The organism is Actinomadura chibensis NBRC 106107 (assembly GCF_001552135.1).
GTDB classification, from domain to species: Bacteria; Actinomycetota; Actinomycetes; order Streptosporangiales; family Streptosporangiaceae; genus Spirillospora; species Spirillospora chibensis.
This window is the reverse complement of record NZ_BCQP01000043.1, coordinates 27,796-40,645: the sequence shown is the minus strand read 5'-3', so window position 1 is coordinate 40,645 and position 12,850 is coordinate 27,796. Positions and strand designations below refer to the sequence as shown.

The window sequence follows — 12,850 nt, the reverse complement described above, 5'->3', positions numbered from 1 at the left end:
TCATCTCCTCTCCGGGGCGCCCGCCAGCCGCGCCGCCGCGACCGCCGCCTGCCCGTAGCTGATCCCGCCGTCGTTCACCGGGACCCGTTCGCCGATGAAGACCTCGAACCCGGCCTCGTCCAGCGCGCCGACCACGGCCGTGGCGAACGCGCGGTTCTGGAACACGCCTCCGGACAGGCAGACGGTGCCGACGCCGGCGTCGGCGGCGGCGCGGTCGCACAGCTCGGCGGTGACGGCGGCGAGGGTCCGGTGGAAGGCGGCGGCGATCCGCCCGGGCGGCTCGCCGTCCGCGCGGGCCGCGAGCGCGTCGCGCAGCGTGGCCGCGCAGTCGTACACCCACAGCCCGCCGCGCCGGACCAGCCTCCAGCCGAGCGGGTCCGCGGCGTCGTGTCCGGCGGCGGCCGCCTCCAGCCGCATCGCGGCCTCGCCCTCGTAGCGGTTGTCGTCGCAGATCCCGAGCAGCGCGGCCAGGGCGTCGAAGAGCCGTCCCGCGCTGGACGCCGGGGGCGAGTTCACCCCCCGATCGATCATGCGGCGGACGACGGCGACCTCCCGTTCGGGCAGCCGCGCCACCAGGTCGGCGGCGAGGTCGGCGGCCGGGCCGCCGTGGTCGAGGGGTTCGGCGCCGAACAGGTAGCCGAGCGCCATCCGGGCCGGCCGCCGCACGGCCGCGGCGCCGCCGCACAGCGGCGCACGGGAGAAGCGTCCGAGCCGCCGATACCCGGTGTAGGTGGCGAGGAGGATCTCCCCGCCCCAGAAGGTGCCGTCGTCGCCCAGCCCGAGCCCGTCGTAGGCGACGCCGAGGAAGGGGCCGATGACACCGTGTTCCGCGGCGGTGGCGGCGACATGGGCGTGGTGGTGCTGGACCGGTATCCGGCGGCGCGCTGGCCATCGCGCCGCGTGCTTGCTGGACAGGTACTCAGGGTGCAGGTCGTGCGCCACGTATGCCGGTTCCACGTCCTCGACGCGCAGGCAGCGCTCCAGCGCGTGCTCGAAGGCGGCGTAGGTCTCCGCGTCCTCCAGGTCGCCGGTGTGCGGTCCGACGATCGCCCGCCGCCCGTTGGCGACGGTGAACGTGTGCTTGAGCTGGGCTCCCAGCGCCAGGACCGGCTCGGCGGCGGCGACCGGCAGCGGCAGCGGGGCCGGAGCGAGACCGCGGGCGCGGCGCACGGTGGACGGCTTCCCGGCCACCACGCGGACGACGGAGTCGTCGTAGCGGGCGAGAATCGTCCGGTCATGGGAGAGGACGCCCTCGACGACCGGGCCCAGTCGGCGGAGGGCCGCGTCGTCCTCGGTCACCATCGGTCCGCCGGTGCGGTTTCCGCTGGTCACGACCAGCGGCCGGGCGACATCGCGCAGCAGCAGGTGGTGCAGGGGGCTGTAGGGCAGGAACACGCCCACGTCCGGCAGGCCGTCGCACACCTGCGCGGCGAGCGGCCCGCCCGCGCGCGGCGCCAGCACGATGGGACGGGCGGACGAGGTCAGCGCGCCGACGTCGGCGGCGGTCAGGTCGGCGAGCGCCCGCGCCGCCGCCAGATCCGGGACCATGACGGCCAGCGGTTTGGCCTCCCTGCCCTTGGCGACGCGGAGCCTGCCGACCGCCGCCGCGTCGGTGGCGTCGCACACCAGTTGGTAGCCGCCGATGCCCTTGACCGCCACCACCCCGCCGCCGCGGATCGCCGCCGCGGCGGTGCTCAGGGCCTCCCCGTCCCGCCGCCCGCCGGGATGCCAGCCGAGCCGGGGGCCGCACGCCGGGCACGCGATGGGCTCGGCGTGGAAGCGGCGGTCGGACGGGTCGCGGTACTCGGCCTCGCACGCCGGGCACATCGCGAAGGCGGCCATCGTCGTGCGTGCCCGGTCGTAGGGCAGCGCCGCGATGATCGTGGCGCGCGGGCCGCAAGCGGTGCAGTTCACGAACGGGTAGCGATACCTCCGGTCACCCGGATCGAACAGCTCCCGCAGGCAGTCCTCGCAGGTGGCGAGGTCGGGCGGCACGTCCCGGGGGGCCGACCCGGCCGCGGCGCTGCCGAGGACCGCGAACCCGGTGGGCGCCACCGTGTCGGTCAGCCTCGTCGCCGTCACCCCGGTCACCGCCGCGGCTCCCGGCGCCTCGGCGACGAGCCGGGCCGCGAAGTCGTCCAGCACCGGCGCCTCCCCCACGGCCGTGATCACCACCATCCCGCCGCTGTTGCGCACGTCGCCGCGGATGCCGCAGGCCAGGGCCAGCCTGTACACGAACGGCCGGAACCCCACTCCCTGCACGGTCCCGCAGACCTCGAACCGCCGCGCCTCGGTCGTCCCGCCGCCCTCGCGTGTCCGCGTACCGGTCATGCGGCGAGTCTCCTCCGCGTCCCGCGGCCGGGTCAGGGCCGCTCGGCCGCGAAGCCGGGGACGAAGGTCCCGGGCGCGAAGCCGCGCGGGGCCGCGCACCCGCGGACGACGAGCTCCGCCGTCCCTCCGGACGGGCGCGGTACCACCGACCCTTCGGCTGCCACGGGCCGACGGTAACCCGTAGCCGGATCTTGGGAAACACACGTGAGGTAAACACTCCCCCGCGCGCCCCCTCGGCAGGTGCTCAACAAGGGACGATCCGCGCGCGATCGACCAGCCGGACGGACTCGTCCTCGGAGACCGGCCTGAAGTCCAGGTAGAAGTCGCTCGCGGCCGCGAAGAAGACCGGGGAGAGAAGGCACACCACCTCGTCGGCGACCGTCTCCAGACGGTCGACGTCGGCCGACGACGCGGCGGGCAGCGCCAGGACGACACGCCCGGCGCCCTCCGCCCGGGCGTCGCGGCAGGCGGCGTCCACGACCGGCCGGGACGCCGCGCCGTCGCCGACCACGATGACGTCGCGGCCGGTCAGCGGGCGGCGCGGGCGACCCGCGCGAAGCCGCAGGCCGAGCGCCCGGGCGTCCGCGCGCGCACGCCGCTCCAGCGCGCGGATCCGCGCGTCGCCTACCCCGGCCCGCCGGATCGCTTCCTCGTCCAGGACGCACGCCGGGCTCTCGGCGACCGCGCCCAAGGGCACATCGGGAAGCTCCGGGAGCGCGAACTCGCACACGACGAGCACGTCCAGCGGAGCGCCGAGGAACGCGGCGATCTCGGCCGCCACCGGGACGCCGCCCCGATGAAGGCCGAGAACCAGCGCGTCGCCGCCGGTGTACCGGCGCAGAGCGGTCGCGAGTTGACGTCCCGCATCGTGCCGATCGGTGAACATCGTCCCACCTCACTCGCGGCCGTTGATTCGTGCCATTCGCGGGATCGACCGCTTTCGGGTCAGCCCGGCGGGCGGGTCGCGGAATGCCGTTCGATGACGGCGTCCGCGGCCGGGAAGAACGTGCTGACATGGCCGTCGTCCCATTCCACGACATAGGGCGGCGCGCCGTTCGCACCGTGGATTTCGAGGATGCGGGCCTTCCGGTCCGCCTCCCCCACCTGGTGGCCTCGCACGATCACCCAGTCGCCGTTGTTCGCCTTCATTGGACTTCTCCTGTCGTTTCACGAACGCGGGCCGAATGCCCCGCGTCGGCCGGAGCGTCTTCGACGAGACGGCGGCGAAGGTTGCGGAACTGCCGGTGCTGCATGATGAAGTGGGCGGGCTCCCCGAAGAGCCGGGCCACGACGCGATCGAGGGCGGCGGGCCTTCCCCGGCCGCGCGTCCGGACGATCAGCCGCGTCCCGCCGTCGGGCAGCGGCTTCAGGTGGAACGCCCAGATCCCGTCGGTGTACGCCTTGGGCATGGGGCCGCGCGGGTCGAACGGCTTCCCGGACGGGAACGCCAGGTCGGCCCGCAGCACGAGCGTCCGGGGCGGATCGAGCATCTCGACGAGGAAGTAGGACGCGCCGCCGGGCACGGTCGGCAGGCGGTCGCCGACCGCCGTCCCCTGCCACTCGGGAAGGATGCGGTCGGCGCTCGGCCGCCCGCCGTGGTCGAGCAGGTCCCAGCTGTACCAGCCGCCGCGCCCGCAGCCCATCTGGACCAGCCACGGCCAGACCTTCTCCGGCGGCGCGGGCAGGGAGACGGCCATGGTCGACCGTCCGGTCGGGTCCGCGACGAGATCGTCGCCCGGATACACGGCCGCCGCCTCCTCCGCCGTCGCGCCCCAGCGCAGCAGCCGGGGACGCACGAGAGCGGCGTAGGCGCCGGCGGCGAGAACGGGAAGCGCCGCTCCGCGAACGATGGTGCTCATCATCTTCGCCTCCGCAAGCGAGCTGTCACCTTCACCTTTTCTCCGGTCCCGACCGCGGCACAGGGCCTTTCGCACTCGGCGGCGAAGGACGTTCGTCCCTCTTTCCGCGGGCGGCGCCGTTCGGGACCTTCGGACACTTCCGGCGAGGACATCGGTCCGTTGTGGCGGACGACACCGCCGCGAGACGTTGACGATTGACGGTGTCCGATCGCCCTTGACGCGTGTCGACCGTGACAGCCACCCATTTACGACGGGCCGTTCATATTGGAAGAGTCGGAGGACGCAGCCATGAAATCGCCTAAATGGTGGTCAAGGGTCGATCGTTGGCGCCGCCGCTGCGGTTTCGACGACAACGACCTGCGCCGTCCCGTGGATCGCGTCCAGTGGCTTTCGGGTCTGTTCCTCCTTGTGGTCTTCCTGGCGGTCACTCCGGCGCTCTGCGTCCAGGCCGTCCACCATGCCCGGGACGCGGGGGCACGCGCGGAGCGATACGAGGCCACCGCGCGCCACCGTGTGGACGCCACGGTGGTGAAGGTCAGACGGCTGCAGAGCGGGCGCGAGGTCACCGTGATCTGGATCGACCGGGACGGGACGCTCCGAACCGGCCGCTACGTCACCTGGCACGGCGTCGAGTCGGGTGATCACCCCAGGGTTTGGGCAGGGCCACGGCACCGGGTGAGCGACTCGCCGCCGCAGAGCCATGCGCGCACGGTCGTCGAAGTGGTGGTGACCGCGACGGCGACCGCCGTGGCGGCGGGACTGTCGGCGCTTGGCCTCTACCTCCTGTTGCGCCGCCGCCTGGACCGCAGGCGCTACCGCGCCTGGGACCGGGCCTGGGACCGTTTCGACCAGCGCCGCCACCGCCCGGCCTGAGAGCACTCGGCCGCCGGAACCGCGGGGCGGGACCTTCGGCCCCCACCGGAGGCGACCTCCGCCCCTGTGGCGCCGACCCCGGACGGGCTGCACTGGTATCGGAATCCCCCGGACCACAGCGCGCCTCGGCGGAACTCAGGGCGCGCAGGAGGTGCACCATGCTTCTCAATCCGCTGGCCCTCGTGCCCGTGCTCGCCGCCACGCTGAGCCTCGGCTCCCTCGATCCGAGCCCGACCCCGACCGCCACCAGCCCCAGCCCGACCGGTCCGCCGCCCGCGGCCAGCGTGACCGTCACGCCGTCCTCGGTCGACGCCGGCGGCGCCTCCGTGACCGTCGGCGCGATCTGCGCCGACGGGACCGGCAAGGCCGTCGCCAAGTCCGACGCCTTCACCGAGAACGGCGCGTTCAACGGGGCCGCCAAGATCACGGTGAAGACCTCGGCCACCGCCAAGCCCGGCAAGTACACCGTCAGCCTGCTGTGCGACGGGACCACGGTCAGCGCCTCCACCACCCTGCTGGTCAACCAGGTGACGCCGACCACGCCGCCCGTCAGCCCGGCGCCCACCGGGCCGGTCCCGTCCGGTCCGCCGCAGACCGGCGGCGGCTCCACCGCCGCGCCCAGCCCGCTGCTGTTCGGCGGCGTGGTGCTGATCGGCGCCGGAGCCATGGCGGGCGCCGTCGCGCTGCGCCGCCGCCGCGAGGGCGGTGGCTGAGATGCGCCGATGGGGCGGCGTGTGGCTGCCGATCGCGGCCGCCGCCGTCATCATCGGGGTCGTCCTGGTCGTCTTCGGGTCCCATCGCGGCGGCGGTCCGCCGGACGTGCCCGGAGGCGGCCGGGACGGCTCCGCGGCGACGAGCCCGGAGGCGGCGGCGCCGATGGCGCGGTCGGCTCCCGTCCGCATCCGGATCCCCGCCATCGGCGTGGACGCGCCGGTCCTGTCCCTCGGGCTGAACGCCGACGGCACCGTCCAGGAGCCCTCCCTCACGCAGCCGTCGCTGACGAGCTGGTACAACGGCGGCGCCGCACCGGGCGAGCGCGGCCCGGCCGCCTTCTACGGCCACGTCGACACCCGCGCCACCGGTCCCGCCGTGTTCTACGACCTCGGGCGGCTCAAGCCGGGCGCCGAGGTCGGGGTCCTGCGCCGGGACGGCCGCACCGCCGTCTTCCAGATCACCTCGATCGAGCAGGTCCCGAAGTCCCGGTTCCCCACCCAGAAGGTCTACGGCCGCACCAGCGACCCGACCATCAGGATCATGACCTGCGGCGGGGAGTTCGATCCGAGCACCCGCCACTACCGGGACAACGTCATCGCCTACGGCGTCCTCACCGGGTCGACCGGATGAGGGGCGGTCGCCGGTCGCGCCCGGCTCGCGGTGAGAAGGGACTTTGGTCCCTTGGTGATCTTGGCGTTCCGGGTTCTCATGAGGGTGTTCGTCGGCGCGGCCGCCGCGGAAAGCACCACGTGCCCGGCGAGGATGGGCCCGCGTCGTCCTGGTCGGAGACGGTTCAGCGGTCGTTTCGAGAGGAGGTCGGTTCCGGTGGAGCATACGAGCGGCGTCACGGCCGGCGCGCTGGCTGAGGCGCGGTTCTTCGGCGGCATGCCCGAGGAGCGCCTCGCCGCGCTGGCGGCGACCGCCGAGGACGTGGCCGTTCCAGGCGGGCACCGCTTCTTCGACGAAGGCGGACCCGCCGAGCGGTTCTGGCTGCTCCGCTCCGGCAGGGTCGCGCTCGACCTCCAGGTGCCCGGCCGGGGCGCCGTGGTGGTGGAGACCCTGCCCGCCTCGGCGGTGCTGGGCTGGTCGTGGCTGTTTCCGCCGCACCGCTGGAGGTTCGGCGCCGTCACCCTGGAACCGGTGAGGGCCGTCCAGTTCGACGGGCCGGGCGTGCGGGAGCTGTGCGCCGCCGACCCCCGGCTCGGCCACGACCTGACGCTGAGGTTCGCGGCGGTGATGCTGGACCGGCTCGAAGCCACCCGGGTCCGGATGCTGGACCTGTACGCGCACCCCGAGGAAGCGCGATGACCCCGCGAGTGACACCGCAGGCGACCCCGCAGGCGACGCCGATGGCGCCCGTCCCGTACCGGGTGACGCGGAACCGCGCGGAGACGTCCGACACGGTGACGCTGACCCTGGAGCCCGTCGCGGCGGCCATCCCGGAGCCCGCGCCCGGCCAGTTCACCATGATGTACGCGTTCGGCGTCGGCGAGGTGCCGATCTCCGTGAGCCGGACGGGGCCGGTGCTGGAGCAGACCGTCCGGGCCGTGGGGTCCGTGACCAGGGCCGTGTGCGGGACGCGGCCGGGCCGGGTCCTCGGGCTGCGCGGGCCGTTCGGCACCGGCTGGGAGCCGGACTCGGCGCGCGGACGCGACCTCGTCATCGCGGCGGGCGGGATCGGGCTCGCGCCGCTGCGGCCGGTGGTGCTGCGGGCGCTGGCCGACCGCGACGCCTTCGGCCGGATCGCGGTCCTGATCGGCGTCCGCACCCCCGCCGACCTGCTGTTCGCGGGCGAGCTCGACGAGTGGCGGGCACGCGGCGCGCAGGTCGAGGTCACCGCGGACCGCCCCGCCCCGGGCTGGACGGGCCACGTCGGCCTGATCACCTCGCTGGCGGGCGCCGCCGAGGTCGACCCGTCCCGCGCCGTCGTGTTCGTCTGCGGCCCGGAGGTCATGATGCGCGTCACCGCGGAGGCGTTCATCGGGCTCGGGACGCCCGCCGCCGACGTCCGGCTGTCGCTGGAGCGCAACATGCGCTGCGGGCTCGGCTGGTGCGGGCACTGCCAGCTCGGCCCGCTGCTGATCTGCCGGGACGGGCCCGTCGTGCCGTACGAGCGGGCCGTACCGCTCACGACCGTCAGGGAGCTGTAGCGATGGGACGACGACCGACGCTCGCCGTGTGGAAGTTCGCCTCCTGCGACGGCTGCCAGCTCACCCTCCTGGACTGCGAGGACGAACTCCTCGCCCTCACCGGCCGGATCGAGATCGCGCACTTCCTGGAGGCGTCCAGCGCCGCCGGGGAAGGGCCCTACGACGTCTCCCTGGTCGAGGGGTCGATCACGACGCCCGCCGACCTCGAGCGGATCCGGCACGTGCGGGCGGTGTCCCGGACGCTGATCACGATAGGGGCGTGCGCCACCGCCGGAGGCGTCCAAGCGCTGCGGAACTTCGGCGACGTGCGGGAGTTCGCGTCCGTGGTCTACGCGCGCCCCGAGTTCGTCGCCACCCTCGCCGACTCGACGCCCGTCGCCGCGCACGTGCCGGTGGACTTCGAGCTGCGCGGCTGCCCGATCGACCGGCGGCAGCTCCTGGAGGTGCTGACGGCCCACCTCACCGGACGCAGACCCGACGTCCCCCGCCACAGCGTGTGCTTCGAATGCAAGAGCCGCGGGAACGTGTGCGTGATGGTCGCCCACGGCACTCCTTGCCTCGGGCCCATCACCCACGCGGGCTGCGGAGCCATCTGCCCGGCGTACGGGCGGGGCTGCTACGGCTGCTTCGGCCCCTCCCCCGCCTGGGGCGGCACCAGACCCAACACCCGCGCGCTGCTGCCGTGGCTCGACATGACCGAGGACGAGGCGCACCGGGTGCTGTCCACCTTCAACGTCGCCGCGTTCCGCGAGGAACCGTCCGTGCGGGAGGCCGACGATGACGCATCGCAATGACCGGACGCTGAAGGTCGGGGCGCTCGCGCGGGTCGAGGGCGAGGGCGCGATGTACGTCCGGGTGCGCGACCGGGACGTCGAGGAGGTGCGCCTCGACATCTACGAGCCCCCGCGGTTCTTCGAGGCGTTCCTGCGCGGCCGGGCCCACACCGAACCACCGGACATCACGGCCAGGATCTGCGGGATCTGCCCGGTCGCCTACCAGATGAGCGCCTGCCAGGCCGTCGAGGCGGCGTGCGGCGTGACCGTGGACGGCGTCCTGCGCGACCTGCGCCGCCTGCTGTACTGCGGCGAGTGGATCGAGAGCCACGCCCTGCACGTCTACCTGCTGCACGCGCCCGACTTCCTCGGCTACGCCGGCGCGGTCGAGCTCGCCCGCGACCACCGCGACGTCGTCGAACGCGGCCTGCGCCTGAAGAAGGCGGGCAACACGCTGCTGGAGGTCCTCGGCGGACGGGCGATCCATCCGGTGAACGTCCGGGTCGGCGGCTTCTACCGGACGCCAGGGCGCGATGAGCTGGGCCCGCTCGCCGAAACGCTCCGGCGGGCCCGCGACGACGCGCTCACCACCGTCGAATGGGCCGCCGGGTTCGAGTTCCCCGACTTCACCCACGACCACGAATACCTCGCGCTGTCGGCCGACCGCTACCCGCTGGAGGAAGGGACGCTCCGCAGCAGCGCCGGGCGCGCCTTCACCGCCGCCGGTTTCGAGGAGCACATCGTCGAGGAGCAGGTGCCGCACTCGACCGCCCTGCACGCCCGCTTCTGCGACGGCGGCATGTACCTCACCGGCCCGCTCGCCCGCTACTCCCTCAACCGGGACCGGCTGTCGCCGCTGGCGCTGGAGGCCGCCGACCGGGCCGGGCTCGGCGCCGAGTGCCGCAACCCGTTCCGCAGCGTCCTGGTCCGCGCCGTCGAAATCGTCTACGCGGTGGATGAGGCCCTGCGGATCATCGACGGCTACGAGCCGCCGCCCCGCCCGGCCGTGCCCGTGCCGCCGCGGGAGGGCACCGGCCACGGCGTCACCGAGGCGCCGCGCGGCACCCTCTACCACCGCTACGACCTCGGCCCGGACGGGCTCGTCCGGGCCGCGCGGATCGTCCCGCCGACGTCGCAGAACCAGGCCGCCATCGAGGACGACCTGCGCCGCTTCGTCGCGACCCGCCTGCACCTGGACGACCACGCCCTGACCCACCACTGCGAGCAGGCGATCCGCAACTACGACCCGTGCATCTCCTGCTCCACCCACTTCCTCGACCTCACCGTGGACCGGTCGTGACCATCGTCATCGGCGTCGGCAACGACTTCCGCCGCGACGACGGCGCGGGCCCGGCGGTGGTCGCGGCCCTGCGCGGCCGGGTGGCCGCGACGCTCGCGGTGACCGATGGGGAACCCGCCCGGCTCATCGCGCTGTGGGCGGGGGCGGACCTCGCGATCGTCGTGGACGCGGTCCGCGCCGAGCCGCCCGTCCCCGGCCGGATCCACGACCTCGGCGCCGAGACCGCGGCGCTCGCCCGGCGGCCCGTGACCGGCCACGCCCTCGGGCTCGGCGACGCCGTCGCGCTCGGGCTCGCCGTCGGGCAGATGCCCGTCCGGCTGCGCGTCCTCGCGATCGAGGGGCGCGACTTCGCCCTCGGCCACGGGCTGACCCCGGGGGTCGCCGCCGCCGTCACCGCCGTCGCCGACCGGATCGCCGCCGCGCTCCCGTCCGCTGTGAAGGAGAGCCGTCCATCATGAACGCCACGTTGGAACTGACCGGCCTCGGGCCGCTGCACGACGCGCTCCGCCGCGCCGGGTACACCGTCATCGGGCCGACCGTCCGCGACGAGGCCATCGTCCTCGCCGAACTGGACTCGATCGACCGGCTCCCGTACGGGTGGGGCGTCCGGCTCGGCCCGGGCGGCTACCGGCTGCGCCGCCGGGACGACGGCGCGGCCTTCGCCCACGCGGCCGGGCCGCAGTCCTGGAAGCCCTTCCTGCACCGGTCGAGGGTCAAGCTCTGGGAGGCGACCCGGACCGGGGACGGCTTCGAGGTCCGGGACCGGCCGCCCGAACCGGAACGGCTGGCGCTGCTCGGCGTCCGGCCGTGCGACCTGCGCGCCATCGCCGTCCAGGACCGCGTCCTGACCGGCGGCCGCCATGCCGACCCGTCCTACGCCGCCCGCCGCGACGGCGCGTTCATCGTCGCCGTCAACTGCACCGAGCCCGGCGAGACCTGCTTCTGCGTCTCCATGGGCACCGGCCCGCAGGCGGGCCCCGGATACGACCTCGCCCTGACCGAGCTGACCGGTGAAGACGGCCCGCGCTACATCGTGGATGTGGGCACCGACGCGGGCGCCCTCGTCCTGGACGGCATCGGCGCGGCGCCCGCCGACCCCGGCGACGTGGACCGCGCCCGCGCCGAGGTGACGGCGGCGGCCGGGCGGATGGGCCGGGAGATGCCCGCCCTCGGCCTGCGCGACCTGATGGCCGACAGCCTGGACGCCGCCCGCTGGGACGAGGTCGCCGAACGCTGCCTGAGCTGCGGCAACTGCACCATGGTGTGCCCGACCTGCTTCTGCACGCGGGTCACCGACACCACCGACCTGAGCGGCGACCACGCCGAGCGGTGGCAGCTCTGGGACTCCTGCTTCGACCCCGACTTCTCCCATCTGCACGGCGGCGACGTCCGCGCGTCCGCCAAGAGCCGCTACCGGCAGTGGCTCACCCACAAGCTCGGCACCTGGCACGACCAGTTCGGCTCGTCGGGCTGCGTGGGCTGCGGCCGGTGCATCGTGTGGTGCCCGGTCGGGATCGACCTCACCGTCGAGGTCGCCGCGCTGCGCGCCGAGGCCGCCGAAGCCACCGAGGCCGCCGACCGGGGCACCGGCTGAGCTTCACGCGGGCCGGGGGTCCCGCCGCGAAGGGCGCTTCGGCCCTGACAGCGCACCGTATCGCCGCGTAAGGATGAAAGTGGCATCGGAGGTGCGTTATGAAGCAGACCTTCAAACTGGGAACGCTCTTCGGCATTCCCGTCGGGATGCACTGGTCCGTCCTGGTGATCATGGCGTTGATCGCCGACCTCCTCGCCCGGTCGGTCCTGCCCCAGGCCGATCCCGCGGCCGCCGCCTCGACGCGCTGGGCGGTGGGCGTCGCCGCCGCGGCGGTGTTCCTCGCCTCGCTGGCCGCGCACGAGTTCGCGCACGCGCTCGTCGCCCGCTGGCACGGCGTCCGGGTCGAGTCGGTCACGCTGTGGATGCTGGGCGGCGTCGCCGTCCTGGCCGACGAGCCGCCCGACGCCCGCGCGGACCTGCGCATCGCCGGCGTCGGCCCGGCGGCCAGCGCGGCCGCGGCCGTCCTGTTCGGCGCGGCCGCGGCGGGCGGCGTCGAACTGGGCGTCCCGCACATCATCACCGCCTCGCTGGCCTGGCTTGCCGCGAGCAACGCGCTCATCGCCGTGTTCAACCTGCTGCCCGGCGCGCCGCTGGACGGCGGCCGCATCCTGCGCGCGATCCTGTGGCGCCGCGGCGGCGACCGGGCGAGCGCCGACCATGCCGCCGCGCGCGCCGGGACGGCGCTGGGCCGGGTCATGATCGGCGGTGGGCTCCTCGTCATGCTGCTGGTGAACTGGTTCAACGGGCTCTGGCTGGCCGTCGTCGGCTGGTTCATCGCCGGTTCGGCGCGGTCCGAGGACCGCTGGACCGATCTGCACGAGGCGGCGGAGGGGATGACCGTCGCCGACGTCATGACGCCGTATCCCGACCACGGGTGGGCCTGGCAGCCCGCGGGCGCGTTCGTCGAGGGCGTCGCCCTGAGGTCGCGGCAGTCGGCCTTCCCCGTGCTGGACGTGACCGGCGAGCCGGTCGGCGCCGTCACGGTGGACGGGCTCGGCCGCGTCCCGTCCGAGCACGCCGACATCCCGCTCCGGGACATCAGCGTCCCGCTGCCTCCCGACCGCGTCGTCGCGCCCGAGGCCCCCATGATCACGCTGCTTCAGCTGGCGCCCGTCGCGGCCGACCTGATCGCGGTCGTCACCGCCGACCACCGGCTGGTCGGCATCGTCACCACCGCCGACATCGAGGGGATGCTGCGCCGCGGCCGGCTCCGGCACGGCGACCCGGCGGCCGTGTGAACGCGGCGGCGCTCCTCC

The 12,850-nt window shown here is 74.5% G+C and carries 15 protein-coding genes; 10 read left to right on the top strand and 5 right to left on the bottom strand.

Going from position 1 to position 12,850, the window contains the following annotated elements; translation table 11 throughout:
* From hypF to ACH01S_RS24910, 5 genes are all read right to left on the bottom strand, one after another.
* On the bottom strand, positions 1-2,331 hold the full coding sequence (gene hypF / locus ACH01S_RS24925) for a carbamoyltransferase HypF (RefSeq protein WP_067896147.1): 2,331 nt from the start codon (positions 2,329-2,331) through the stop codon (positions 1-3).
* 32 nt (positions 2,332-2,363) lie between these two features.
* Positions 2,364-2,495: a hypothetical protein gene (locus ACH01S_RS46155; RefSeq protein WP_255220348.1), complete on the bottom strand. Its 132-nt coding sequence runs from the start codon at positions 2,493-2,495 to the stop codon at positions 2,364-2,366.
* 80 nt (positions 2,496-2,575) lie between these two features.
* Complete coding sequence (locus tag ACH01S_RS24920; RefSeq protein ID WP_067896143.1) at positions 2,576-3,217, bottom strand: phosphoribosyltransferase; 642 nt, start codon at positions 3,215-3,217, stop codon at positions 2,576-2,578.
* 59 nt (positions 3,218-3,276) lie between these two features.
* The gene (locus tag ACH01S_RS24915; protein WP_067896140.1) at positions 3,277-3,480 is read right to left on the bottom strand and encodes a DUF1918 domain-containing protein; all 204 of its coding nucleotides are present in this window, start codon (positions 3,478-3,480) and stop codon (positions 3,277-3,279) included.
* Positions 3,477-4,190 (bottom strand): SRPBCC family protein, encoded by a 714-nt coding sequence (locus tag ACH01S_RS24910; RefSeq protein WP_083981113.1) that lies wholly within the window; start codon positions 4,188-4,190, stop codon positions 3,477-3,479. Before ACH01S_RS24910 ends, ACH01S_RS24915 begins: the two co-directional genes overlap by 4 nt.
* A gap of 288 nt (positions 4,191-4,478) precedes the next feature.
* On the opposite strand from ACH01S_RS24910, the gene ACH01S_RS24905 reads away from it, so the two are divergent.
* The 10 genes from ACH01S_RS24905 (at position 4,479) to ACH01S_RS24860 (ending at position 12,832) form a co-directional block, all read left to right on the top strand.
* Positions 4,479-5,063, top strand: coding sequence for an Rv1733c family protein (locus ACH01S_RS24905; protein ID WP_148344488.1), 585 nt, complete (start codon positions 4,479-4,481; stop codon positions 5,061-5,063).
* 158 nt (positions 5,064-5,221) lie between these two features.
* Positions 5,222-5,776 carry a hypothetical protein gene (locus ACH01S_RS24900; RefSeq protein ID WP_067896132.1) on the top strand — a complete coding sequence of 185 codons (555 nt, stop codon included), beginning with the start codon at positions 5,222-5,224 and terminating at the stop codon, positions 5,774-5,776.
* Between the two features lies 1 nt (position 5,777).
* Entirely contained in the window at positions 5,778-6,407 is a 630-nt protein-coding gene (locus tag ACH01S_RS24895; protein ID WP_067896130.1) for a class F sortase, read from the top strand.
* Positions 6,408-6,602: 195 nt separating this feature from the next.
* Positions 6,603-7,085, top strand: a complete 483-nt coding sequence (locus tag ACH01S_RS24890) for a Crp/Fnr family transcriptional regulator (RefSeq protein WP_218010384.1) — start codon at positions 6,603-6,605, stop codon at positions 7,083-7,085.
* Complete coding sequence (locus tag ACH01S_RS24885; RefSeq protein WP_067896127.1) at positions 7,082-7,927, top strand: FAD/NAD(P)-binding protein; 846 nt, start codon at positions 7,082-7,084, stop codon at positions 7,925-7,927. Before ACH01S_RS24890 ends, ACH01S_RS24885 begins: the two co-directional genes overlap by 4 nt.
* A 2-nt stretch (positions 7,928-7,929) precedes the next feature.
* The gene (locus ACH01S_RS24880; RefSeq protein WP_067896125.1) at positions 7,930-8,721 is read left to right on the top strand and encodes an NADH-quinone oxidoreductase subunit B family protein; all 792 of its coding nucleotides are present in this window, start codon (positions 7,930-7,932) and stop codon (positions 8,719-8,721) included.
* Entirely contained in the window at positions 8,705-10,000 is a 1,296-nt protein-coding gene (locus tag ACH01S_RS24875; protein WP_067896122.1) for a Ni/Fe hydrogenase subunit alpha, read from the top strand. Before ACH01S_RS24880 ends, ACH01S_RS24875 begins: the two co-directional genes overlap by 17 nt.
* Positions 9,997-10,458 carry a hydrogenase maturation protease gene (locus ACH01S_RS24870; RefSeq protein ID WP_218010383.1) on the top strand — a complete coding sequence of 154 codons (462 nt, stop codon included), beginning with the start codon at positions 9,997-9,999 and terminating at the stop codon, positions 10,456-10,458. The genes ACH01S_RS24875 and ACH01S_RS24870 overlap by 4 nt, the downstream gene beginning before the upstream one ends.
* Positions 10,455-11,594, top strand: a complete 1,140-nt coding sequence (locus tag ACH01S_RS24865; RefSeq protein WP_067896119.1) for a 4Fe-4S dicluster domain-containing protein — start codon at positions 10,455-10,457, stop codon at positions 11,592-11,594. The genes ACH01S_RS24870 and ACH01S_RS24865 overlap by 4 nt, the downstream gene beginning before the upstream one ends.
* A 98-nt stretch (positions 11,595-11,692) precedes the next feature.
* A complete protein-coding gene (locus tag ACH01S_RS24860) occupies positions 11,693-12,832 on the top strand; it encodes a site-2 protease family protein (RefSeq protein ID WP_067896117.1) in 1,140 nt (379 codons plus the stop codon).
* Positions 12,833-12,850: the final 18 nt, after the last annotated feature.

What these genes read in the sequence shown, in the direction of transcription:
- hypF (WP_067896147.1), bottom strand. Translation starts at nt 2,331, where the DNA reads ATGACCGGTACGCGGACACGCGAGGGCGGCGGGACGACCGAGGCGCGG.
- ACH01S_RS24920 (WP_067896143.1), bottom strand. Translation starts at nt 3,217, where the DNA reads ATGTTCACCGATCGGCACGATGCGGGACGTCAACTCGCGACCGCTCTG.
- ACH01S_RS24915 (WP_067896140.1), bottom strand. Translation starts at nt 3,480, where the DNA reads ATGAAGGCGAACAACGGCGACTGGGTGATCGTGCGAGGCCACCAGGTG.
- ACH01S_RS24910 (WP_083981113.1), bottom strand. Translation starts at nt 4,190, where the DNA reads ATGAGCACCATCGTTCGCGGAGCGGCGCTTCCCGTTCTCGCCGCCGGC.
- ACH01S_RS24905 (WP_148344488.1), top strand. Translation starts at nt 4,479, where the DNA reads ATGAAATCGCCTAAATGGTGGTCAAGGGTCGATCGTTGGCGCCGCCGC.
- ACH01S_RS24900 (WP_067896132.1), top strand. Translation starts at nt 5,222, where the DNA reads ATGCTTCTCAATCCGCTGGCCCTCGTGCCCGTGCTCGCCGCCACGCTG.
- ACH01S_RS24895 (WP_067896130.1), top strand. Translation starts at nt 5,778, where the DNA reads ATGCGCCGATGGGGCGGCGTGTGGCTGCCGATCGCGGCCGCCGCCGTC.
- ACH01S_RS24885 (WP_067896127.1), top strand. Translation starts at nt 7,082, where the DNA reads ATGACCCCGCGAGTGACACCGCAGGCGACCCCGCAGGCGACGCCGATG.
- ACH01S_RS24880 (WP_067896125.1), top strand. Translation starts at nt 7,930, where the DNA reads ATGGGACGACGACCGACGCTCGCCGTGTGGAAGTTCGCCTCCTGCGAC.
- ACH01S_RS24875 (WP_067896122.1), top strand. Translation starts at nt 8,705, where the DNA reads ATGACGCATCGCAATGACCGGACGCTGAAGGTCGGGGCGCTCGCGCGG.
- ACH01S_RS24865 (WP_067896119.1), top strand. Translation starts at nt 10,455, where the DNA reads ATGAACGCCACGTTGGAACTGACCGGCCTCGGGCCGCTGCACGACGCG.
- ACH01S_RS24860 (WP_067896117.1), top strand. Translation starts at nt 11,693, where the DNA reads ATGAAGCAGACCTTCAAACTGGGAACGCTCTTCGGCATTCCCGTCGGG.